Annotated in this window: 20 protein-coding genes; 13 read left to right on the forward strand and 7 right to left on the reverse strand. The window is 66.3% G+C overall.

What is annotated here, in order from left to right; translation table 11 throughout:
• Positions 1 to 2: 2 nt before the first annotated feature.
• Positions 3 to 449, reverse strand: a complete 447-nt coding sequence (locus CYR75_RS09180) for an HPr kinase/phosphorylase (RefSeq protein WP_101499770.1) — start codon at positions 447 to 449, stop codon at positions 3 to 5.
• A gap of 172 nt (positions 450 to 621) precedes the next feature.
• On the opposite strand from CYR75_RS09180, the gene CYR75_RS09185 reads away from it, so the two are divergent.
• Positions 622 to 2,220 (forward strand): phosphoenolpyruvate carboxykinase, encoded by a 1,599-nt coding sequence (locus CYR75_RS09185; RefSeq protein WP_101499771.1) that lies wholly within the window; start codon positions 622 to 624, stop codon positions 2,218 to 2,220.
• Positions 2,221 to 2,406: 186 nt separating this feature from the next.
• Complete coding sequence (locus CYR75_RS09190) at positions 2,407 to 3,684, forward strand: short-chain fatty acid transporter (RefSeq protein ID WP_264080886.1); 1,278 nt, start codon at positions 2,407 to 2,409, stop codon at positions 3,682 to 3,684.
• Positions 3,685 to 3,721: 37 nt separating this feature from the next.
• Here the strand turns inward: CYR75_RS09190 and CYR75_RS09195 are convergent, their stop codons facing one another.
• Genes CYR75_RS09195 through cobS form a run of 3 tightly spaced genes read right to left on the reverse strand, consistent with a single transcriptional unit; the run spans position 3,722 to position 8,431 of the window.
• A complete protein-coding gene (locus tag CYR75_RS09195) occupies positions 3,722 to 5,512 on the reverse strand; it encodes an aminopeptidase P family protein (protein WP_101499773.1) in 1,791 nt (596 codons plus the stop codon).
• A 38-nt stretch (positions 5,513 to 5,550) separates the two neighbouring features.
• Positions 5,551 to 7,410 carry a cobaltochelatase subunit CobT gene (gene cobT / locus CYR75_RS09200; RefSeq protein ID WP_101499774.1) on the reverse strand — a complete coding sequence of 620 codons (1,860 nt, stop codon included), beginning with the start codon at positions 7,408 to 7,410 and terminating at the stop codon, positions 5,551 to 5,553.
• Positions 7,411 to 7,453: 43 nt separating this feature from the next.
• Positions 7,454 to 8,431, reverse strand: coding sequence for a cobaltochelatase subunit CobS (gene cobS, locus CYR75_RS09205; RefSeq protein ID WP_101499775.1), 978 nt, complete (start codon positions 8,429 to 8,431; stop codon positions 7,454 to 7,456).
• Between the two features lie 129 nt (positions 8,432 to 8,560).
• Here cobS and CYR75_RS09210 point away from each other — a divergent pair, with 129 nt between their 5' ends.
• From CYR75_RS09210 to ugpC, 5 genes are all read left to right on the forward strand, one after another.
• Complete coding sequence (locus tag CYR75_RS09210; protein WP_101499776.1) at positions 8,561 to 9,583, forward strand: DUF808 domain-containing protein; 1,023 nt, start codon at positions 8,561 to 8,563, stop codon at positions 9,581 to 9,583.
• A 195-nt stretch (positions 9,584 to 9,778) separates the two neighbouring features.
• Complete coding sequence (ugpB, locus tag CYR75_RS09215; protein ID WP_101499777.1) at positions 9,779 to 11,098, forward strand: sn-glycerol-3-phosphate ABC transporter substrate-binding protein UgpB; 1,320 nt, start codon at positions 9,779 to 9,781, stop codon at positions 11,096 to 11,098.
• 66 nt (positions 11,099 to 11,164) lie between these two features.
• Positions 11,165 to 12,043 carry a sn-glycerol-3-phosphate ABC transporter permease UgpA gene (gene ugpA, locus CYR75_RS09220; protein WP_101499778.1) on the forward strand — a complete coding sequence of 293 codons (879 nt, stop codon included), beginning with the start codon at positions 11,165 to 11,167 and terminating at the stop codon, positions 12,041 to 12,043.
• Entirely contained in the window at positions 12,043 to 12,891 is an 849-nt protein-coding gene (gene ugpE, locus CYR75_RS09225) for a sn-glycerol-3-phosphate ABC transporter permease UgpE (protein ID WP_101499779.1), read from the forward strand. Before ugpA ends, ugpE begins: the two co-directional genes overlap by 1 nt.
• Positions 12,891 to 13,898: a sn-glycerol-3-phosphate ABC transporter ATP-binding protein UgpC gene (ugpC, locus tag CYR75_RS09230; protein WP_101499780.1), complete on the forward strand. Its 1,008-nt coding sequence runs from the start codon at positions 12,891 to 12,893 to the stop codon at positions 13,896 to 13,898. Before ugpE ends, ugpC begins: the two co-directional genes overlap by 1 nt.
• Before the next feature lie 95 nt (positions 13,899 to 13,993).
• Here ugpC and CYR75_RS09235 read toward each other — a convergent pair whose 3' ends face one another.
• Complete coding sequence (locus tag CYR75_RS09235) at positions 13,994 to 14,365, reverse strand: hypothetical protein (RefSeq protein WP_101499781.1); 372 nt, start codon at positions 14,363 to 14,365, stop codon at positions 13,994 to 13,996.
• A 293-nt stretch (positions 14,366 to 14,658) separates the two neighbouring features.
• On the opposite strand from CYR75_RS09235, the gene CYR75_RS09240 reads away from it, so the two are divergent.
• From CYR75_RS09240 to CYR75_RS09260, 5 genes are all read left to right on the forward strand, one after another.
• Entirely contained in the window at positions 14,659 to 15,162 is a 504-nt protein-coding gene (locus CYR75_RS09240; RefSeq protein WP_101499782.1) for a type III secretion system chaperone family protein, read from the forward strand.
• Positions 15,163 to 15,213: 51 nt separating this feature from the next.
• Positions 15,214 to 16,026 carry a pyrroline-5-carboxylate reductase gene (proC, locus tag CYR75_RS09245; RefSeq protein WP_101499783.1) on the forward strand — a complete coding sequence of 271 codons (813 nt, stop codon included), beginning with the start codon at positions 15,214 to 15,216 and terminating at the stop codon, positions 16,024 to 16,026.
• A complete protein-coding gene (locus tag CYR75_RS09250) occupies positions 16,023 to 16,358 on the forward strand; it encodes a tRNA-binding protein (RefSeq protein ID WP_101499784.1) in 336 nt (111 codons plus the stop codon). The genes proC and CYR75_RS09250 overlap by 4 nt, the downstream gene beginning before the upstream one ends.
• Positions 16,358 to 17,314 carry a 2-hydroxyacid dehydrogenase gene (locus tag CYR75_RS09255; RefSeq protein ID WP_101499785.1) on the forward strand — a complete coding sequence of 319 codons (957 nt, stop codon included), beginning with the start codon at positions 16,358 to 16,360 and terminating at the stop codon, positions 17,312 to 17,314. The genes CYR75_RS09250 and CYR75_RS09255 overlap by 1 nt, the downstream gene beginning before the upstream one ends.
• A gap of 93 nt (positions 17,315 to 17,407) precedes the next feature.
• Positions 17,408 to 17,608, forward strand: a complete 201-nt coding sequence (locus tag CYR75_RS09260) for a CsbD family protein (protein ID WP_101499786.1) — start codon at positions 17,408 to 17,410, stop codon at positions 17,606 to 17,608.
• 531 nt (positions 17,609 to 18,139) lie between these two features.
• On the opposite strand, the gene CYR75_RS09265 is transcribed toward CYR75_RS09260, so the two are convergent.
• On the reverse strand, positions 18,140 to 18,823 hold the full coding sequence (locus CYR75_RS09265) for a DUF1045 domain-containing protein (protein ID WP_101499787.1): 684 nt from the start codon (positions 18,821 to 18,823) through the stop codon (positions 18,140 to 18,142).
• Positions 18,824 to 18,846: 23 nt separating this feature from the next.
• Here CYR75_RS09265 and CYR75_RS09270 point away from each other — a divergent pair, with 23 nt between their 5' ends.
• Positions 18,847 to 19,980, forward strand: coding sequence for an alpha-D-ribose 1-methylphosphonate 5-triphosphate diphosphatase (locus CYR75_RS09270; RefSeq protein ID WP_101499788.1), 1,134 nt, complete (start codon positions 18,847 to 18,849; stop codon positions 19,978 to 19,980).
• Positions 19,981 to 19,986: 6 nt separating this feature from the next.
• Here the strand turns inward: CYR75_RS09270 and hutG are convergent, their stop codons facing one another.
• Positions 19,987 to 20,922, reverse strand: a complete 936-nt coding sequence (gene hutG / locus CYR75_RS09275; RefSeq protein WP_101499789.1) for a formimidoylglutamase — start codon at positions 20,920 to 20,922, stop codon at positions 19,987 to 19,989.
• Between the last annotated feature and the right edge of the window lie 6 nt (positions 20,923 to 20,928).

Consider the following 20,928-nt stretch of genomic DNA (forward strand, 5'->3'; position numbering starts at 1 on the left):
CATCAGCCTTTCGCCTGCGCGTGACCTTCGGGATCGACACGACCGCCGCGCAGCAACAGCCGGATCGCCATGGGAAGATGAGCGGTCAACGGCCCGAGAACAAGGGGAAGCCGCGTCGCGGCGATGGTGATGTGGCGGATCGGCGGCAGTCGCTGCGTCTCGGTCTGGCCCAGATCCACCACCAGCCGGATCGGCGCGGCGACGTGATCGGTCCGCAGCAGGCCCACCCCCCGCGCCTCGATCAGCCCGGCCAGCACTTCGGGCGCGCGCGTGATCAGCCCGTCGGGCGTGGGGTTCAATACCACCCGGTCATCCGCGACCAACACGCCGCCCAAGCCCATCAGCGACAGCGCGAGCGCGGACTTGCCGCTGCCCGACGAGCCCAGAATCAATACCCCCTGCCCGTCCAGCGACACCGCGGTGCCATGAATGGTTTGCAATGCAGCCATGCGGCTGGCACCCTTCTTACATGCCAACCACAGCAAACAGCGCCGTGGTTGCGCTATCATTCTTTGGTGTCGCTAACATCGCCGACAAGCCACTGTCCAATCGAAACCGCCGTGCTATAGGGGCCTTGACCCACACATTTCCTTCTTTTGCCCCAGCCTTCGAGGATTTCCCATGTCGCAGCCCCGCGTGAACCCCAATTTCAGACTGGAAGATCAGGGAATCGAGGGTGCCGGGGTGGTCCATTATAACCTGCTCGAGCCGGCACTGGTCGAACATGCCATCGCACGCGGCGAAGGCAAGCTGGGTCTCGGCGGGGCGTTTCTGGTCTCGACCGGCGCGCATACCGGCCGCTCGCCCAAGGACAAGTTCGTCGTCCGCACCCCCGATGTCGAGGACAGCATCTGGTGGGAAAACAATCAGCCGATGGCGCCCGAGGCGTTCGACCGGCTGTATGACGACATGATCGCCCATATGAAGGGCAAGGAATATTTCGTTCAGGATCTGTATGCCGGGGCCGACCCGCAGCAGCGGCTTGATGTGCGCGTGGTCAGCGAATTGGCATGGCACAACCTGTTCATCCGCCACCTGCTGCGCCGCCCCGAGGCGTCCGAGCTGGCCGGTTTCCAGGCCGAATACACCATCATCAACTGCCCCAGCTTCAAGGCCGACCCGGCCCGCCACGGCTGCCGCAGCGAGACGGTGATCGCGCTGAACTTCGACCGCAAGCTGATCCTGATCGGCAACACCGAATATGCGGGCGAGAACAAGAAGGGCGTCTTCTCGCTGCTGAACTACATCCTGCCGGCGCGCGGCGTCATGCCGATGCATTGCAGCGCCAACCACGCGCCGCAGGATGAAAACGACGTGGCCGTGTTCTTCGGCCTGTCGGGCACCGGCAAGACCACGCTGTCGGCGGACCCCTCGCGGGTGCTGATCGGCGATGACGAGCATGGCTGGTCGGATGACGGCGTCTTCAACTTCGAAGGCGGCTGCTACGCCAAGACCATCAACCTGTCCGCCAAGGCCGAGCCCGAGATCTTCTCGACCACCAGCCGGTTCGCCACCGTGATCGAGAACATGGTCTATGACCCCGACACGCTGGAACTGGATTTCGAAGACAGCAGCCTGACCGAGAACATGCGCTGCGCCTATCCGCTCGACTATATCTCGAACGCGTCGGAAACGGGGCGTGGCGGCGTGCCGAAAAACGTCATCATGCTGACCTGCGACGCCTTCGGCGTGCTGCCCCCGATCGCGCGGCTGACGCCCGCGCAGGCGATGTATCACTTCCTGTCCGGCTTCACCTCGAAAACGCCGGGGACCGAGGTCGGCGTGACCGAGCCGACGCCGACCTTCTCGACCTGCTTCGGCGCGCCCTTCATGCCGCGCCGGCCCGAGGTCTACGGCGAGTTGCTGCAAAAGCGGATCGCCGCGGCGGGCGCGACCTGCTGGCTGGTCAACACCGGCTGGACCGGCGGCGCCTTCGGCACCGGGGCGCGGATGCCGATCAAGGCCACCCGCGCGCTGCTGCACGCCGCGCTCGACGGTTCGCTGAACGAGGTCGAGTTCCGCCGCGACCCGAATTTCGGATTCGAGGTGCCGGTCTCGGTCGAAGGCGTGTCCGACGTGCTGCTGAACCCGCGCCAGACCTGGGCCGACCCTGCCGCCTATGACGCGCAGGCCCGCAAGCTGGTGCAGATGTTCTCGGACAATTTCGCGCAATATGTGGACAAGGTGGACGAGCAGGTGCGGCAAGCCGCCATCGGCTGACCCCGCCGCCTCTGATCCGGCCCTGCGACGTTAAATCCAGACGCCCGCCCTTTGAAAAGGCGGGCGTTTGTCGTCGCAGGACGCCTTGGCCCTTGCCGAAGCGGCGGCGCTGTCCCAAGCTGCAGCAACAGATTTCAGGGGAGAACTCGGATGCTGCGGATCCTGTCACGTCCCGCAACCCGGCTGATGGAACGCTGGTTGCCCGACGCTTTTGTCTTTGTGCTTGTGCTGACGCTGATCGTCATGCTCGCGGCCCTCGGGATCGAGCGGACGAACCCGCTCGACCTGATCCGTATGTGGGGCGACGGGTTCTGGGCGCTGCTCAGCTTCGGGATGCAGATGTTGCTGGTGCTGGTCACCGGCTTCATCCTCGCCTCGTCGCCGCCGGTCCGGCGGCTGCTGCGCAGCGTGGCGGGCCTGGCCAGCAGCGCGGGCAGCGCGATCATTCTGGTCACGCTGGTGTCGCTGGCGGCAAGCTGGATCAACTGGGGCTTCGGACTGGTGGTCGGCGCGATCTTTGCGCGCGAACTGGCGCGGCAGGTCAAGGTCGATTACCGGCTGCTGGTCGCCTCGGCCTATTCCGGGTTCCTGATCTGGCATGGTGGCATTTCCGGCTCGATCCCGCTGACGGTCGCCACGCCCGACCATTTCACGCAGGACGTCATCGGCATCATCCCGACCTCGCAGACCATCTTCGCCGGCTGGAACCTGCTGCTGGTGGCGCTGCTGGTCATCGCGCTGCCGCTGATCAACCGCATGATGATGCCCCGCCCCGAGGAAACCGTGCTGGTCGATCCGGCGGTTCTGGGTGAAGAGGCCGACCTGCCGCCCCTGCCCCCCAGCGCCACCCTGGCCGAGCGGATGGAGGCCTCGCCCATCCTGATGTATCTGGTCGGCGGTGCCGGTCTGATCTGGCTGGCGCAGTATGCAGCCTCGCTGGGCGGGCTGAACCTGAACGTGGTGAACTTCCTGTTCCTGTTCGTGGGCATCGTGCTGCATGGCAGCGCGCGCAGCCTGCTGGGGGCGCTGGACGAGGCCGTGCGCGGCGGCGCCGGCATCGTGCTGCAGTTCCCCTTCTATGCCGGGATCATGGCGATCATGACCAATTCCGGGCTGGCGGCGACCATGTCGGAATGGTTCGTCAGCATCTCGACCGCCCAGACCCTGCCGTTCTGGAGCTTCATTTCCGCCGGGATCGTCAACATCTTCGTGCCCTCGGGCGGCGGGCAGTGGGCGGTGCAGGCGCCGATCATGCTGCCGGCGGCGCAGGCGCTGAATGCCGACATGACCAAGGTGGTCATGGCCGTGGCCTGGGGCGATGCGTGGACCAACATGCTGCAGCCCTTCTGGGCGCTGCCGATGCTGGGGATCGCCGGGCTGAAGCCGCGCGACATCATGGGCTTTTGCGTGGTCGTGCTGCTGTTCAGCGGCCTGATCATCAGCGGCGTGCTGCTTTACGCCTGATTTTGGCGCGACGCCGCCAGCTGCGGCGTCGCGACCGTCAGACCAAGGCGGTCGCGGCCTGCAGCCAGTCGCGCGTCGCCGCATCGACCAGCGGCCCGATCTTTTCCATGACCTGGGCGTGATAGTCGTTCAGCCATTGCCGTTCTTCGCCCGACAGCATCTCGACCACGATCAGGCGGCGGTCGATGGGCACGAAGGTCAGCGTCTCGAACCCCAGCAGATCGCGGCCATCGGGGCTGTCGGCCTTGGTCACGGCCAGCAGGTTCTCGATCCGGATGCCAAAGGCGCCCTCGCGGTAATAGCCTGGCTCGTTGGACAGGATCATGCCCGGCTGCAGCGGCACCTCGGACGCGCGCGAGATCCGCGCCGGGCCTTCATGGACGCACAGCGCCGCCCCGACGCCGTGCCCGGTGCCGTGATCGTAATCGAGGCCCGCGACCCATAGCGGCGCCCGCGCCACCGCGTCCAGATCGCGTCCGGCCAGCCCACGCGGAAAGCGCAGGCGCGAGATGCCGATCATGCCCTGCAAGACGCGGGTGAAGCAGCGGGCGACCTCGTCCGGCATCTCGCCCACCGCCATGGTGCGGGTGATGTCGGTGGTGCCGTTCGGATATTGCCCGCCCGAATCGACCAGCAATACCTGACCCGAGGCCAAAGCTGCGTTGCTGGCTTCGGTCACGCGGTAATGGGGAAGGGCCGCGTGCGGGCCGACGCCGCAGATGGTGTCGAAGCTGATGTCCAGAATGCCCGCCTTGCGCCGGATGCGTTCCAGCTCGCCGGTGACGTCGATCTCGGTCTGATCACCGGGCGCGGTGGCATCAAGCCAGCGCAGGAAACGCGCCATCGCCGCGCCGTCTGTCAGATGGGCGGCGCGCATCCCCGCGATTTCGGCCTCGGTCTTGACCGCCTTGGCCATGATGATCGGGTCGGCGTCAAAGGCCGTCTCGATCCCGGCCTCGTCCAGCAGATCCGCGACCGCCTGCGGCACCGATGCCGGATCGAGGCGGACGGTGCCCGTCAGCGCCGTCAGCGCCGCCGGAAACGCGGCCACCGGATGCACGCTGACCGCCGGGCCGAGGGCGTCGCGGACGGTGCCGTCGAACTTGCCCGGATCGGCAAAGACCTGAACCGAGGCGTCTTGATGCAGGATCGCAAAGCCCAGCACCACCGGGTTGCAGGGCAGATCGCTGCCCCGGATGTTCAGCAGCCAGGACAGCGAATCCGCCAGCGTGATGACCAGCGCGCTCTGCCCGGCCTCGCGCAGCGTGGCGGCCAGGCTCTCTCTCTTTTCGGCCGCCGTGGCGCCGGCCACGCTGTCGTCATGCAGCCGCACCGCGCCGGCGGGCGCCGGCGGGCGGTCGGTCCAGATCGCGTCCACCGGATTCTCGACTGGCGCCAGCGTGATGCCCTGCGCCCGCAGGCGCTTGTCGAGCGCGGCGATTTCCTGATGCGTGTGCAGCCAGGGATCGAAGCCCACCTTGCCGCCATGCGGCAGCGCCTTGGCCAGCCAGTCGGCGGGGCGGGTGTCGGGAAAGGCCACCGGCGTGAAATGCCGGGTATCCACCTGTTCGCGCAGTTGGACGCGATAGCGCCCGTCGACCAGCACCGCCGCCGCGTCATGTGTCACGATCGCGATGCCCGCGCTGCCGGTAAAGCCGGTCAGCCAGCGCAGCCGCGCGTCGCAATCGGCGACATATTCGCCCTGATGTGCGTCGGCGCGCGGCACGATGAAGGCGTCCAGCCCCTGCGCGATCATCTGCTTGCGCAGCGCCGCCAGCCGGGGCGGATGACGCGCCGGGTCGGCGTCCGAGGCGAAGGTCTGGAACATGGCTGATCCCTGTTTGACGAAAGACGATGACGCCGGGCCTAGCGGCCGCGCTGCATGGCCCGCGCGCGGCGCCTTGGGTCGGATTCGAACAGCGCCGCCAGTTGCTCGGTGATCGCGCCGCCCAGTTGCTCGGCATCGGTGATGGTCACCGCGCGGCTGTAATAGCGGGTGACGTCATGGCCGATGCCGATGGCCAGCAGTTCGACCTGACGGCGCTTTTCGATCATGTCGATGACGTCGCGCAGATGCCGTTCCAGATAGTTGGCGGGGTTCACCGACAGCGTCGAATCATCGACCGGCGCCCCGTCCGAAATCACCATCAGGATGCGCCGCTGCTCGGCCCGGCGGACCAGACGACGATGCGCCCATTCCAGCGCCTCGCCGTCGATGTTTTCCTTGAGCAGACCTTCCTTCATCATCAGCCCCAGATTGGGGCGCACGCGACGCCACGGGGCATCGGCGCGCTTGTAGATGATGTGGCGCAGGTCGTTCAGGCGGCCGGGCAGCGCCGGGCGGTTGTCGCGCAGCCATTGCTCGCGGCTTTGGCCGCCCTTCCAGGCGCGGGTGGTGAAGCCGAGGATCTCGACCTTGACCTGACTGCGTTCCAGCGTCCGGGCCAGCACATCGGCGCAGATCGCCGCGATGCTGATCGGCCGCCCGCGCATCGAGCCGGAATTGTCGATCAGCAGGGTGACGACGGTGTCGCGGAACTCGGTGTCCTTCTCGACCTTGAAGGACAGCGGCGTGGTCGGGTTTGCCACCACCCGCGCCAGCCGGCCGGCGTCGAGCACGCCCTCTTCCTTGTCGAACTCCCAACTGCGGTTCTGCTGGGCCTGCAAGCGGCGCTGCAGCTTGTTGGCCAGCCGGCTGACCGCGCCCCGCAGCGGTTCGAGCTGCTTGTCCAGATAGGCCCGCAGGCGTTCCAGCTCGGCCGGTTCGGCCAGTTCCTCGGCCCCGATCTCCTCGTCGAAGGCCTGGGTATAAACCTTGTAATCCGCGCTCGCCTCGCTGACCGGGGGCGGCAGTTCCTGCGGCGCCTCGCTTTCCTCGGCCTCGGCTTCCTCGGTCATCTCGTCATCGGAGGAATCGTCCATCGAGACCTGCGCCTGACGCTCTTCCTCGGTCCGTTCCTGACTGCGCTCGGGCGAGGATTCGCTGTCCTCGCTGTCCTCATCCTCGTCCCGCGCCTGATTGTCGCCGGATTCGGGGTCCGGCTCGGCATCCTCGGTCGCGTCGTCGTCGTTCTGGGCGTCGGGATCGTCGCCCAGCTGATCGCCATAGCCGAGATCCGAGATCAACTGCCGCGCCAGCCGCGCGAAGGCCGCCTGATCGGCCAGCCGCTCGGGCGCGGTGTCGAGGATATGCCCGGCCTGCTGGGTGACGAAGGGGCGCCACAGCTCGGCCGCATGGGCGGCGGCGGGCGGCAGGTCGCGCCCGGTCATCGCCTGCCGCAGCAGATAGCCCGCGGCCACCGACAGGGGCAGATCGGCGGGCTGCTTGAGCTGCGAATAGCCGCGCTTTTCGGCCTCGGCCCCCATCTTGGCGTCGATGTTCGACAGCGCGCCCGGCATCTGCCGCGCGCCCAGCGCCTCGACCCGCGCGGTCTCGACCGCCTCGAAGATGTCGCGCGCCATCGGCCCCGAGGGGACATAGCGGGCATGGGTCGCGGGGTCGTGGTGGCGCACCCGCATCGCCAGCGCATCGGCGGTGCCGCGCGCCTGCACGATCTCGTCGCGGGTCATGCGGCGGCTGATCTGCGGCAGCCGCATGGTGTCGCCCGCCACGCCTGACGGGTCGGCGGTGAAGGTGACGTTCAGCTCGCCCTCATGCGCAAGGGCACGGGTGGCCTCGGTCAGGGCCTTCTTGAACGGATCGGCGGGGTTGTCGGTCGGTTTCATGGCAGCAACGACATCCTGTTGGCCGGGACGGCAGCGCCGGGGATCACCCTGCCCGGACGGCCGCGCTTTCGGGCAATTCCTCGTCGAAGAGACGCTGATAGAACTCGGCCACGGTCTGGCGTTCAAGCTCGTCGCATTTGTTCAGGAAGGTCAGCCGGAAGGCGTAACCGACGCTGTCGAAGATGCGCGCGTTCTGCGCCCATGTGATCACCGTGCGCGGCGACATGACGGTGGACAGATCGCCCTGCATGAAGGCGGTGCGGGTCAGATCGGCCAGCGTCACCATGCGCGAGATGATGCTGCGGCCTTTCTCGTTGTTATAGGTCGGCACTTTGGCCAGCACGATGGCGGCCTCGGCGTCATGGGACAGATAGTTCAGGGTGGCCACAAGGCTCCAGCGGTCCATCTGGCCCTGGTTGATCTGCTGGGTGCCGTGATACAGCCCCGTCGTGTCGCCCAGACCGACCGTGTTCGACGTGGCGAACAGCCGGAAATAGGGGTTCGGGGTGATCACCTCGTTCTGGTCCAGCAGCGTCAGCTTGCCGTCGGTTTCCAGCACGCGCTGAATGACGAACATCACATCGGCGCGGCCGGCGTCGTATTCGTCAAAGACGATGGCGGTCGGGTTGCGCAGCGCCCAGGGCAGGATGCCTTCGTGGAACACCGTCACCTGCTTGCCGTCGACCAGCTTGATCGCGTCCTTGCCGATCAGGTCGATCCGGCTGACATGGCTGTCGAGGTTGACGCGCACGCAAGGCCAGTTCAGCCGCGCGGCCACCTGCTCGATATGGGTCGATTTGCCGGTGCCGTGATAGCCCTGGATCATCACCCGGCGGTTATAGGCAAAGCCCGCGAGGATCGCCAAGGTCGTGTCCGGGTCGAACTTATAGGTGGTGTCGATTTCGGGCACGCGGTCGGTGCGTTCGGCGAAGGCGCGCACCTTCATGTCGCTTTCCAGGCCAAAGACCTCGCGCAGGTCGACGTCTTCGGTCGGTTTCGCGGTGGCATCCAGATCGGCCATGGTCCTGCCCTTTTTTCAGTGTTACGCGTTCGTGGTGATGCAGCATTCGCTGCCCCGGTGCAAGCACCGGCGGCGGAACCTTGTCTGACGTCAGCCATTATTCGCAGATGGAACGGTGAAAGGAACCTCATGAGCGGCTTGCTTGCGCTGCTGGACGACGTCGCCGGAATCGCCAAGGTCGCGGCCGCCTCGGTGGACGATGTGACGGGGATGGCGATGAAATCCTCGGCCAAGGCGGCGGGGGCGTTGATCGACGATGCGGCGGTGACGCCGAAATATGTCCATGGTTTCGACGCCAAGCGCGAATTGCCGATCATCTGGAAGATCGCCAAGGGCTCGATCTTCAACAAGCTGGTGATATTGCTGCCCATCGCGCTGCTTCTGTCGGTCTTTGCGCCGTGGAGCATCGCGCCGCTGTTGATGCTGGGCGGCGGCTATCTGTGTTACGAAGGCGCGGAAAAGGTCTGGCACGTCCTCTCGCCCCCCGGCGACCCCGAGGATCATTACGAGGGCGGCAAGGCCGACCCGGCGGTCGGGCTGGAAGAGCAAAAGGTCGCGGGCGCCATCAAGACCGACTTCATCCTGTCGGCCGAGATCATGACCATCGTCCTGAGCGAGGCGACCGGGCTGATCGACGCCATGCAGCTGGCCCGCCCGGCCGAACTGGCCTTCGAGGCCGCCGTGCTGGCCGTCGCCGGTCTGATGATCACGGCCGTCGTCTATGGCGCCGTCGCGCTGATCGTGAAGATGGACGATATCGGGCTGTCGATGGTGCGGCGTGACCAGCTGGCGGCCCTGGGGCGACTGATCGTCAAGGGAATGCCCGCGGTGATGAAGCTGCTGACCATCGTCGGCACCGCCGCGATGATCTGGGTCGGCGGCAATATCGTCATCCACGGCCTGCACGAACTGGGCCTGCGCCAGCCGGACGAGTGGATCATCCGGCAGGCGGAATGGGCGGCGGCGGCGGTGCCTTTCGCCCATGGCGCGGTGCGCTGGCTCGTGGTCGCGTTCTTCGACGGGATCTTTGGCCTGATTCTCGGGCTGATCCTGATCCCGACCAGTCACCACGTCCTGGGGCCGCTGGCGCGGGCCACGGTTCTGCCGCTGTGGTCGGGCGCCAAGGCGCTGTTCAGCGGAAACCGCGCCTGATTCGCGCGGTCCGGGCGGCAAAAGATGCGCGGTCTGCGGCGATTCATGCGCGAATTTGTGCGAATTTGATCAATCGGCCATCAAGGCGTTGACTGATGGCGCAATTCTGCCACATTTCGGACACCAGAACCGACATCCCGGCTGTGACAGGCCGGAACCAGTCAGGCAAAGCGTCTCAACAGGAAGGACTGTGACATGACCCGTATTTTCTCCGCATCGGCGATTGCGCTGATCGCATCGCTCGGTGCGGCCAATGCCGCCACCGACATCCAGTGGTGGCACGCCATGGGCGGCGAGCTGGGCGCGAAACTTGAAGACATCGTCAAGGGCTTCAACGAGTCGCAGGACGAGTACAAGGTCGTCCCCTCGTACAAGGGCAACTATGTCGAGACGATGACCAGCGCCATCGCCGCCTTCCGCGCCAAGCAGCAGCCCGCCATCGTGCAGGTGTTCGAGGTCGGCACCGGCACCATGATCGCGGCCGAGGGCGCGGTCTATCCGGTCTACAAGCTGATGGCCGACCACGGCAGCGACTTTGACCCCGACGCCTATCTTCCCGCCGTCGCCGGCTATTACACCGACACCGACGGCAACATGCTGTCGATGCCGTTCAACAGCTCGACCCCGATCATGTATTACAACAAGACCGTGTTCGAGAAAGCCGGCCTCGACCCCGAAAACCCGCCCAAGACCTGGGCCGAGATGGAAGAGGCTTCCAAGAAGATCATCGACTCCGGCGCGGCCAAATGCGGCTTCACCACCGGCTGGGTCAGCTGGATCCAGACCGAAAACTTCTCGGCCTGGCACAATGTCCCGATCGGGACGCTGGAAAACGGCTTTGGCGGGCTGGATGCGCGCCTGACCGTGAACGGCCCCGAGCAGGTGCGCCATTGGGGCAACCTGAAGAAATGGGCCGATGAGGGGCTGTACAAATACGCAGGCCCGCTGGGCGGCGACAACGCGCAGCCGATGTTCTATGGCCAGGAATGCGCGATGATGATGAACTCGTCGGGGTCACGCGCCTCGGTGGTGGAAAACGCCAAGGATTTCGACCTCGGCTTTGCCATGCTGCCCTATTATGACGATGTCGAGGGCGCGCCCCAGAACAGCATCATCGGCGGCGCGACGCTGTGGGTGCTGCAGGGCCGCCCGGACGAAGAATACAAGGGCGTGGCCGAGTTCTTCAAATACCTTTCGAGCCCCGAGGTGCAGGCCGACTGGCACCAGTTCAGCGGCTATCTGCCGATCACCACCGCCGCCTATGAACTGTCGCAAGAGCAGGGTTACTATGACGAGAACCCCGGCGCTGACACGGCGATCAAGCAGATCACGCTGAACACGCCGACGCCGAACTCGAAAGGTCTGCGCTTCGGCAATTACGTGCAGGTCCGCACCATCATCGACGAAGAGTTCGAGGCGATGCTGGGCGGGTCCAAGGACGCGCAAGGCGCGCTTGATGCCGTGGTCGAGCGTGGCAACAAGCTGCTGGAAGACTTCCAGGCTGCCAACCAGTAACCAGACCCTTACAGCGGCGCCCGCACACCCGATGCGGGCGCCGTTTCCTTCTGCCCGGAGCCGCCCATGAAGCGCGCCTTTTTCACCAACCGCTTCCTGCCCTGGCTGCTGCTGGCACCCCAGCTTGCGATCACGGCGATCTTTTTCCTGTGGCCCGCCGGACAGGCGATCTGGCAGAGCTTTCTGCGCGAGGATGCGTTCGGGCTGCGGTCGGAATTCATCGGTCTGGGCAATTACCGCCAGCTGCTCGCCAGCAGCGAATATCACAACAGCTTCACGGTCACGCTGATCTTCACCGTCTCGGTGACGCTGGTGACGATGATCTTTGCGCTGTTGATGGCGGTGGCCGTGGACCGGCTGATCCGGTCCGACAAGCTGTATACCACGCTGCTGATCTGGCCCTATGCCATCGCGCCGGCGGTGGCGGGCATCCTGTGGTGGTTCATCTTCAACCCCTCCATCGGCATCCTGCCCTTCGTGCTGTCGCAGCTGGGCATCGACTTCAACTGGATCTATGACCCGACCGACGCGATGATCTTTGTCGTCATCGCCAGCTCGTGGAGCCGGATCTCTTACTCCTTCCTGTTCTTCGTGGCCGGGCTGCAATCCATCCCCGCCAGCCTGCGCGAGGCTGCCGCCATCGATGGCGCCGGGCCGATCAAGCGCTTCTTTACCATCACCCTGCCCCTGCTGTCGCCGACGACCTTCTTCCTGATGGTGGTGAACCTCGTCTATGCGATGTTCGAGACCTTCGCCGTGATCGACGCGACCACGCTGGGCGGGCCGGCGCAATCGACGAACATCCTTGTCTACAAGGTCTATCAAGACGGCTTTGTCGGCCAGAACCTGGGGTCCAGCGCGGCGCAATCGGTGGTGCTGATGGTCATCGTCATCGTGCTGACGGTGATCCAGTTCCGCTTCATCGAAAAGAAGGTGGCTTACTGATGGTCGAAAATCGTCCCATCCTGAACCTGCTGGCACATCTGGTGCTGATCCTCGGCGTGGTCGTCGTGGCGTTTCCGGTCTGGATCGCGCTGGTCGCCTCGACGCGGGCCTCGACCGACTTCCTGCAGGGCGTGGTGCCGCTGTGGTTCGGCGATCAGGGGCCGCAGAACTACGCCCGGATGCTGGGGCAAGGCATCTCGACCTCTGGTATGCCGCCGGTCGGCTGGATGATGGTGAACTCGCTGATCATGGCGCTGGGCATCGCCTTCGGCAAGATCGCGATCTCGATCACCTCGGCCTTTGCCATCGTCTATTTCCGCTTTCCGCTGCGGATGCTGGCCTTCTGGATCATCTTCGCGACGCTGATGCTGCCGGTCGAGGTGCGGATCGTGCCGACCTTCAAGGTGGTGGCCGATCTGGGGATGCTGAACAGCTATCAGGGGTTGATCATCCCGCTGATCGCCTCGGCCACCGCGACCTTCCTGTTCCGCCAGGTCTTCCTGACCATGCCCGATGAGCTGACCGAGGCCGCCCGCATCGACGGCGCCGGCCCGATGAAGTTCTTTCGCGACATCCTGCTGCCGCTGTCGCGCACCAATATCGCGGCGCTGTTCGTGATCATGTTCATCTATGGCTGGAACCAGTATCTGTGGCCGCTGCTGATCACGACGGGGTCGGACATGTACACCATCGTCGCCGGGATCAAGCGCATGGCCAGCGTCGCGGACACCGATCCGCAGTGGAATTACATCATGGCGACCGCCGTTCTGGCGATGCTGCCGCCGCTGCTGGTGGTGATCTTCATGCAGCGATTGTTCGTCAAAGGCCTTGTGGAGACCGAAAAATAATGGCGCAAATTACGATCGACAGCCTTGGCAAGGTCTATACCGGCGGCACCCGCGCGGTGCAGAACGTCAGCATCGACATCGAGGATGGCGAGTTCATCGTGCTGGTCGGCCCCTCGGGCTGCGGCAAGTCCACGCTGCTGCGCATGGTCGCGGGGCTCGAAGCGATCAGCGAGGGCACCGTCACCATCGGCGACCGCGTCGTGAACGAGATCGAACCGGCCGAGCGGGACATCGCGATGGTGTTCCAGAACTATGCGCTCTACCCGCATATGACCGTGCGCCAGAATCTCGCCTATGGGCTGAAGAACCGCCGCACCCCGCGGGCCGAGATCGACCGCCGCGTGAACGAGGCGGCCGAGATCCTGCAGATCGGCGCCTTCCTGGACCGAAAGCCCCGTGCCCTGTCCGGCGGGCAGCGGCAGCGCGTCGCGATGGGCCGCGCCATCGTGCGCGAGCCGGCGGCGTTCCTGTTCGACGAGCCGCTGTCGAACCTGGACGCCAAGCTGCGCATCACCATGCGGCTCGAGATCAAATCCCTGCAAAAGCGTCTGCGCACCACCTCGATCTATGTGACGCATGACCAGCTCGAGGCGATGACGCTGGCGGACCGGCTGGTGGTCCTGAACAAGGGCCGGGTCGAGCAGATCGGATCGCCGCTCGAGGTGTATCGCCGCCCGGCTTCAGCCTTTGTCGCCGGCTTCATCGGCAGTCCGGCGATGAACCTGCTCTCGGCCCGCGCGGTTCCGCATCTGCCGGGCACCGCCCATGCCGGGCTGATTGGCATCCGCCCCGAGGACATGCACCCCGATCCGAACGGGCAGTTGCAGATGCAGGTCGATGCGGTCGAGGAGTTGGGCGCGATCCGGCTGGTTCATGGCAACATCTCGGGCGAGCCGCTGACCGCCACCCTGCCCGTCGATGTCGAGGTGCCCGAGACCCTGCGCCTGAGCGTCAGCCCCGACGACATCCACCTGTTCCACGCCGAAACCGGCGCGCGCATCAACTGACCGACCCGGTTGCGTCCCGCGGTGCTTCCGCAGGACGCAATTCTGGATACGCAGGGAAGGGCCGGGAGGCATTAGCCCCGGCCTTGAGGACGCGGCTATTCCTTGAAGACGATGCCGCAATTGCGGGCGCGGTTGGCGGCCTCGATGGCCTCGCGCTCGCCCTTCAGTCGGGCGACCTCGGCGGCCTGGCTGCCATCGCCCTTGATCATGAACAGCGCCGGCCAGAACAGGATCATGCCCACGGTCGCGGCGGCGGCGTCATTGTTGGCCTTCTTGTCTTGCGCCTGAATGGCCGAGCGGGCGCGGTCGGACACGGTCTGCGCCTCGGCCCCCAACTGGCGGCAATTCATCGTGTCATAGCGGCTCGACGAGACATAGGACGGCGCGATATCGGCGCTTTTCTCTGCGCAGCCGGCGAGAATCAGGGCGGCGGCGAGGGCGGGGGCGAGGGTGGCAGGTTTGAACACACAATTCTCCTTGGTTACAACTAAGCACCTGCCCCGGTTAGCCCGGCGCCTGCCCGTTAACCAAATGAATAGTCTAGCGATTTTTAGTCACCTTTGAACCAAAGACGCCGGCAATCGCCCCTGCCCCCGCGCCTTTCATCCACAGGAATCTTCCCCTGCGCCGGGTGTTTGACCTTTACAGTCAGACCCTTCTGAACCACCCTGATCTAGCGGTCCGGCAGGTCGAAACCACAACCTGTCGCAGGCGAACGCAACCAACAGTGGTCCCGGAACGGTTCAGGGAAACGGCATCTATGGCGCAAGCGGACAGCTATCTGCACGGCAGCGACATCCATCCGATCGACATCGTCGAGACGATCGCGGCCCATCGCGAGTGGGAGTTCGACCGCCTCGCCGACGACCAGATCGCCATGTCGGTCGAGGGTCAATGGCGCAGCTATGCGGTGACGCTGGCCTGGTCGCCGGCCGAGGAAATGCTGCGCCTGATCTGCACCTTCGACATGGACCCGCCCGCCGACAAGATGGGCAGCCTGTATCAGGTGCTGAACATGGCCAATGATCAGGTCTGGGACGGGGCGTTCACCTTCTGGCCGTCGCAGCGGCTGATGGTCTGGCGCTACGGCCTTGTTCTGGCAGGCGATTCGCTGGCCTCGCCCGAGCAGATCGACCACATGATCCGCACCGCCGTCGAGCAGGCCGAGCGGCTTTACCCCGCTTTTCAACTCGCCGTCTGGGGCGACAGCACGCCCGAGGCCGCTATGGACATCGCCATTGGCGAGGCCTACGGACGGGCCTGAAAACCGGGTGCCGGAGGGGGCCGTCCGGTGGCAGGCCAAGGGGGGAACGCCATGACAGGCAAGGATTTTTCGACCATCAATTCGCGGGGATTGGTGCTGGTCGGCTGCGGCCGCATGGGCGGCGCGATGCTAAAAAGCTGGCTGGCGCGGGGGCTGGATGCGACGGCGGTGACGGTGATCGATCCCCACGCGCCCGCCGCCCTCGCCGATCAGGGGGTGCGGCTGAACCAGACGCCGCCCGCCCGCCCCGCCGTGCTGGTGCTGGCGGTCAAGCCGCAGATGATGGGCGACGTGCTGCCGACGCTGGAAATCGGCCCCGACACGGTGCTGCTGTCGGTGGCGGCCGGTGTGACGCTGGCCGGCTACGCCCGCGCCTTTCCCGACGCCCGCATCGTTCGGGCCATGCCCAACACCCCCGCCGCCATCGGTCGCGGCATCTCGGCCTTGATCGGCAATGACCGCGCCGATGCCGAGGCGCTGGCGCTGGCGGAAACACTGATGTCCGCCGTGGGCGAGGTCGTGCGGCTGCAGGATGAGGGGCAGATCGATGCCGTGACCGGCGTCTCTGGCTCGGGCCCGGCCTATGTGTTCCACCTGATCGAGGCCCTGGCCGAGGCCGCCCGCGCCGAAGGCTTGGCCGACGACGTGGCCCTGCAACTCGCGCGTGCGACCGTCGCCGGCGCGGGCGCGCTGGCGATGGAGGACGACACCCCGCCCGCCGCGCTGCGCGAGGCGGTCACCTCGCCCAACGGCACCACGGCGGCCGGGTTGGCGGTGCTGATGGACCCGCAGACCGGTCTGCGTCCGCTGATCGCCCGCACCGTCCGGGCGGCGACGGAACGCTCGCGCGAGTTGGGCAAATGACCGCGAGCCTTGAGGATTTCGACCGCCTCGACATCCGCGTCGGCACCATCACCCACGCCGAACCCTTCCCGCAGGCCCGCAAACCGGCGCTGAAGCTGCGCGTCGATCTGGGGCCGGATCTGGGCACCCGCAACAGCTCGGCCCAGATCACCGCGCATTATGCGCCAGAGGCGCTGGTCGGTCGGCAGGTGCTGGCGGTGGTCAACTTCCCGCCGCGCCAGATCGGCCCCTTCATGTCCGAGGTGCTGGTCCTGGGCCTGCCCGATCAGGCGGGCGAGGTCGTGCTGATCGGCCCGGAAAGGCCGGTCCCCAACGGCGGAAGGATGTATTGATGAAGCTGCTCGTCACCCGCCCGATGACTGCGGCGGCGACGCGGGCCATCACCGCCCGCTTCCCCGAGACCCGGTTTCGCGAAACGAACGTCCCGATGACGCTGGATGAATGTGCGGCGGCGCTGTCCGACCACGACGCGATCATCCCCACGCTCGGCGATGCCTTTGTCGCCTCGGCCTTCAAGACCCGCCCGCTGCGGACCCGGCTGCTGGCGAATTTCGGCGCGGGGTTCAACCATATCGACCTCGACGCCGCCCGCGCCGCCGATGTCGCGGTGACGAACACGCCTGACGTGGTGACCGACGCGACCGCCGATCTGGCGGTGACGCTTTTGCTGATGACCGCCCGCCGCGCGGCCGAGGGCGAACGGCTGGCCCGCAGCGGCCAGTGGCAGGGCTGGCACCCGACCCAGATGCTGGGCAGCCCGGTCAGCGGCCGGGTGCTGGGCATCGTCGGCATGGGCCGCATCGGTCGTGCCATCGCCCGGCGGCTGCATCACGGCTTTGGCATGAGGGTGCTGTTTCACAACCGCTCGACCCTGCCGCCGCAGGATTTCCCGGCCGAGCAGGCCGGCTCGCTGATCGAACTGATGAAGCGCAGCGATTTCGTCGTCATCGCCGTGCCGGGCGGCGCGGGCACCCGGCATCTGATCGACGCGCGGGCGCTGCGGGCGCTTGGTCCGGACGGGATCATCGTCAACATCGCGCGCGGCGACGTGATCGACGAAACCGCGCTGTGCGAGGCGCTGGCGCAGAACCGCATCCGCGCCGCCGGGTTGGACGTCTATGAACACGAGCCGCTGATCTCGCCCGAGCTGCGCGAATTGGACAACGCGATCCTGCTGCCCCATCTGGGGACCGCGGTCGAGGAAACGCGCACCGAAATGGCGCTGCGCGCGCTGCAGAACGTCACCGCCTTTGCGCAGGGAAAGCCCATGCCCGACCGCGTCGCCTGAACGCTCTGGCCCCTATCCCACGGCTCTCATGCAACCCCTTCGCGCATCGGCGCGTTGGGGTGGCATACCGCAACCATGGAAAAGGAGTATGCCATGAACTGGGATATCGTCGAAGGCAAGTGGGACCAGATGAAGGGTTCGGTCAAGCAGCAGTGGGGCAAACTCACCGATGACGAGCTGACCGAGATCAACGGCAGCCGCGACAAGATGTCGGGCAAGCTGCAAGAGAAGTACGGCTGGACCAAGGAAGAAGCGGACGAAAAGCTGAACGAGTTCGCTCGCAACCAGAGCTGATCGCCGCCGACGGAGGTCAGGCAAGTGTGGCTTTGCAGGCGGATGACCGCCACATCAGCAGCGCTGAGGCAAAGTCATATTGAAAATACCTGAAACTTCCGGATACTCAAAAGCCTGACCCTCGGCAATCCGCCTTGGTAAAGGCAGCGGCGGCTGTGTCTCTCGATACAGCCGCCACACTAACAAGTATCACTCGCTACCCACGATGTGAAACTAGCAAACATTACCCGCAAAGCGGAGGTTTTTTTTGCGGTTTTCACCTGTCTTTTCGGGCAGTTTTTCGCGTTTCCCTTGGGGTTTTGGACGATTTCAACCGCTACGTGATGACCCGCGCAGGGCTTCGCGCGGACCTTCCCCTGCGTCACCTTTCGCGCGCTTCAGCAGACGCGAATCACCGATGCGTTTCGGGGCACGCAAACCGGCCCAATCTTCGCCGCATCAACATTTATCGATTGCGCTGCTGGCTTTCAGCGGCCGCTGATTCGCCTCCGACCTCGCCTCAGTTCACCCCGCAAGCCGCTGCGTCAGCGATTATTCGCCTGACAGCGCAATCCGCCGGATCAGGCGCATGCGCCCATCCGCGCCCTCTCCCATCACACTGATCGCATCCAGCACGAACGGCACCGGCAGGACCGCCAGATGCGGGACAAGCTGCGTCGTCAGCCTCGCCTGCGTCTCGGGCTCTAGCGCGTCGCTCAGCGTCATGTGAAAGCGGAACTCCTCCATCACATAGGGATAGCCGAAGCGGTGCAGCAAGGCGCGTTGGCGCTCGCTCAGCCGGTCGGGGTGGCGGCGCGCGATCTCGACCTCGGTCAGAGGTGCGCGGAAGGGTTCGAGCGCCTGCACCACCGTATCGGCCAGCGCCGACAGCGCCTGCCCCTCGCCCGCCGGCGTCAGCGCCAGAAAGCCGCCGATCGACATCAGTTGCAGGCCCGGCAGCGTCACCGGCCGCAGGGCAGGCGCCACCGCCTCGGCCATAGAGAGCAGCCCGCCCTCATCACGCCCCTCAGCCAGCCGGAACGGCGCTTTCAGCGTCGCGTGAAAGCCGTAGCGCCGCGCGCCCGCCGTCAGCGCGGCAAGGTCCAGCCCGTCCAGATCGGGCTGCGCGACCTCGCGCCCGGTCGCGGCATCCCAGCCCAGCCAACTGGCCCCGAAATCCGCGAACTCGCCCGGTGGCGGGGTGTAATAGACGGCGTATCTGCGATAGGAAGCCATGCGAAACCTGTCCGGGGTAGAAGATGCAAGACACCATACTGGCCAATGCCCATCTGATCCTGCCCGATCGCACCGTCCGGGGCCACCTTGTGCTGCGCGATGGGATGATCGCCGAGATCGGCACCGGCACCGTTCCCGCCGGGGCCATGGATTGCGAGGGCGATTTCGTCGCGCCCGGTCTGGTCGAACTGCACACCGACAATCTGGAACGGCACATCCAGCCCCGGCCCGGCGTCGACTGGCCGCTGGCGGCGGCGATCTATGCCCATGACGCGGAGCTTGCCGGTTGCGGGATCACCACGGTCTTCGATTCGATGCGCGTCGGCTCGATCCCCTCGCGCAAGGATTACGCGCCCTATGCCCGCCCGCTGGCGACCGAGCTGATCGCGCAGATCACCCGCCGCAACCTGCGCATCAGCCATTACCTGCATCTGCGGGCCGAGATCTGTTCCGAAAGCCTGCTGGACGAGCTGGCAGAGTTCGGCCCCGAGGACCGCGTGCGGCTGGTCAGCCTGATGGACCACACCCCCGGCCAGCGCCAGTTTCGCGACACCACCGGCTTTCGCACCTATCTGCACAGCAAGGTCGGGCTGGATGAAAGCCAGATCGACGATTACTTCGCCGAGCTGCGCGAGCTGTCCGAACGGAACGGCCCCGCGCATGAGGCCGGCGCCGTGGCCTTTGCCGGGCGCGTGGGCGCCAAGCTGGCCAGCCACGACGATTCGACCCGTGACGAGGTCGCGCGGTCGGCAGCCCACGGCATCCGCCTGGCCGAGTTCCCGACCACCCGCGAGGCGGCCGAGGAATGTCACCGCCACGCGATCCGCACCATCCTTGGCGCGCCGAACCTGATCCGGGGCGGCTCTCATTCCGGCAATGTCGCCGCACGCGAACTGGCCGAGGCGGGGTTGCTGGATATCGTCAGCTCGGATTACGTGCCCGCCGCGCTGTTGTCGGCGGCGGCGCTGCTGGCCGAGATCTGGGGCGACTGGTCGCGCGCCATGGCCTGCGTCACCGCGACGCCGGCGGCGGCGGCGGGGCTGTCCGACCGGGGCCGGCTGGCGCCCGGTCTGCGCGGCGATCTGATCCGCTTTCGGCTGGCGCAGGGCACGCCGCTCTTGCGCGAAACCTGGGTGCGCGGCCGCCGCATCGCCTGAGGCCGCCTAGCCCGCCAGCAGCCGCCGCGCGATCAGCGCCGCCACCCGTGCGGTCAGCCCGGCCGGGTCATGGGGCGGCGACAACTCGACGATATCCGCCAGCCGCACCTTGCCGGTGGCCAGAACGCGGTCGAGGATGGCCTCGACGACATGCAGCGGCACCCCACGCGCGGCGGGCGAACTGACCCCCGGCGCGAGCGAGGCGGGCAGCACGTCCAGATCAACCGACAGATAGATCGTATCGCAGCGCGCGGCGATGGCGTCGATGGCGGGGAAGGCCGCCTCGGCATCCCGTTGCAGCGCGTGGTCGGCGACCACCGTCACCCCCCATTCCTGCGCCCGGTCGGTCAACGCTAGGGTGTTGGCCTCTGCCGCCAGGCCCAGCACCGCATAGTTGAAGCCCTCGGGCTCGGTCTGGTGGATCTGGAAAAACGGCGTGCCGGATGACGCGCCCGCCGCGCCGATGGCGCGAATGTCGGGATGGGCGTCGATATTGACGATGCCGATGCGCGCATCGGGCAGCGCCGCCCGCAGGCCCTGCCAACTGCCCACCGCGGTTTCGTGACCGCCGCCCAGCACCAGCACGCGGGCGTGATCGCGCAGCAGCCCGGCCACCGCCAGACCCAGCGCCTGCTGGCCGGGACCGGGATCCTCGCCCGCCAGCACCACGTCGCCATGGTCGTGAAAGCCGGGCAGTCCCTCGGGCGCGGACAGGTTCGCCATCGCCTGCCGGATCGCCTGCGGCCCCTGCGCCGCGCCGGGTTGGCCCTGATTGCGGATCACCCCCGCGTCGCAGGCAAATCCGATCAGCGCCCGGTCGGCGCCGTCGCGATTGGCGATGTGGTGCAGGCGCAGGGTGCGCGCGCCATCCTCGGGGTCGGAGCGGCCCTGCCATTCGGGCGCGGGCTGGTGGGAGACAGTGTCGTTCGGGGCATCATTCATCGCGGA

Origin of the sequence: Paracoccus jeotgali, from assembly GCF_002865605.1 — a bacterium.
Lineage (GTDB): Bacteria > Pseudomonadota > Alphaproteobacteria > Rhodobacterales > Rhodobacteraceae > Paracoccus > Paracoccus jeotgali.

What these genes read in the sequence shown, in the direction of transcription:
- CYR75_RS09180 (WP_101499770.1), bottom strand. Translation starts at nt 449, where the DNA reads ATGGCTGCATTGCAAACCATTCATGGCACCGCGGTGTCGCTGGACGGG.
- CYR75_RS09185 (WP_101499771.1), top strand. Translation starts at nt 622, where the DNA reads ATGTCGCAGCCCCGCGTGAACCCCAATTTCAGACTGGAAGATCAGGGA.
- CYR75_RS09190 (WP_264080886.1), top strand. Translation starts at nt 2,407, where the DNA reads ATGGAACGCTGGTTGCCCGACGCTTTTGTCTTTGTGCTTGTGCTGACG.
- CYR75_RS09195 (WP_101499773.1), bottom strand. Translation starts at nt 5,512, where the DNA reads ATGTTCCAGACCTTCGCCTCGGACGCCGACCCGGCGCGTCATCCGCCC.
- cobT (WP_101499774.1), bottom strand. Translation starts at nt 7,410, where the DNA reads ATGAAACCGACCGACAACCCCGCCGATCCGTTCAAGAAGGCCCTGACC.
- cobS (WP_101499775.1), bottom strand. Translation starts at nt 8,431, where the DNA reads ATGGCCGATCTGGATGCCACCGCGAAACCGACCGAAGACGTCGACCTG.
- CYR75_RS09210 (WP_101499776.1), top strand. Translation starts at nt 8,561, where the DNA reads ATGAGCGGCTTGCTTGCGCTGCTGGACGACGTCGCCGGAATCGCCAAG.
- ugpB (WP_101499777.1), top strand. Translation starts at nt 9,779, where the DNA reads ATGACCCGTATTTTCTCCGCATCGGCGATTGCGCTGATCGCATCGCTC.
- ugpA (WP_101499778.1), top strand. Translation starts at nt 11,165, where the DNA reads ATGAAGCGCGCCTTTTTCACCAACCGCTTCCTGCCCTGGCTGCTGCTG.
- ugpE (WP_101499779.1), top strand. Translation starts at nt 12,043, where the DNA reads ATGGTCGAAAATCGTCCCATCCTGAACCTGCTGGCACATCTGGTGCTG.
- ugpC (WP_101499780.1), top strand. Translation starts at nt 12,891, where the DNA reads ATGGCGCAAATTACGATCGACAGCCTTGGCAAGGTCTATACCGGCGGC.
- CYR75_RS09240 (WP_101499782.1), top strand. Translation starts at nt 14,659, where the DNA reads ATGGCGCAAGCGGACAGCTATCTGCACGGCAGCGACATCCATCCGATC.
- proC (WP_101499783.1), top strand. Translation starts at nt 15,214, where the DNA reads ATGACAGGCAAGGATTTTTCGACCATCAATTCGCGGGGATTGGTGCTG.
- CYR75_RS09250 (WP_101499784.1), top strand. Translation starts at nt 16,023, where the DNA reads ATGACCGCGAGCCTTGAGGATTTCGACCGCCTCGACATCCGCGTCGGC.
- CYR75_RS09255 (WP_101499785.1), top strand. Translation starts at nt 16,358, where the DNA reads ATGAAGCTGCTCGTCACCCGCCCGATGACTGCGGCGGCGACGCGGGCC.
- CYR75_RS09260 (WP_101499786.1), top strand. Translation starts at nt 17,408, where the DNA reads ATGAACTGGGATATCGTCGAAGGCAAGTGGGACCAGATGAAGGGTTCG.
- CYR75_RS09265 (WP_101499787.1), bottom strand. Translation starts at nt 18,823, where the DNA reads ATGGCTTCCTATCGCAGATACGCCGTCTATTACACCCCGCCACCGGGC.
- CYR75_RS09270 (WP_101499788.1), top strand. Translation starts at nt 18,847, where the DNA reads ATGCAAGACACCATACTGGCCAATGCCCATCTGATCCTGCCCGATCGC.
- hutG (WP_101499789.1), bottom strand. Translation starts at nt 20,922, where the DNA reads ATGAATGATGCCCCGAACGACACTGTCTCCCACCAGCCCGCGCCCGAA.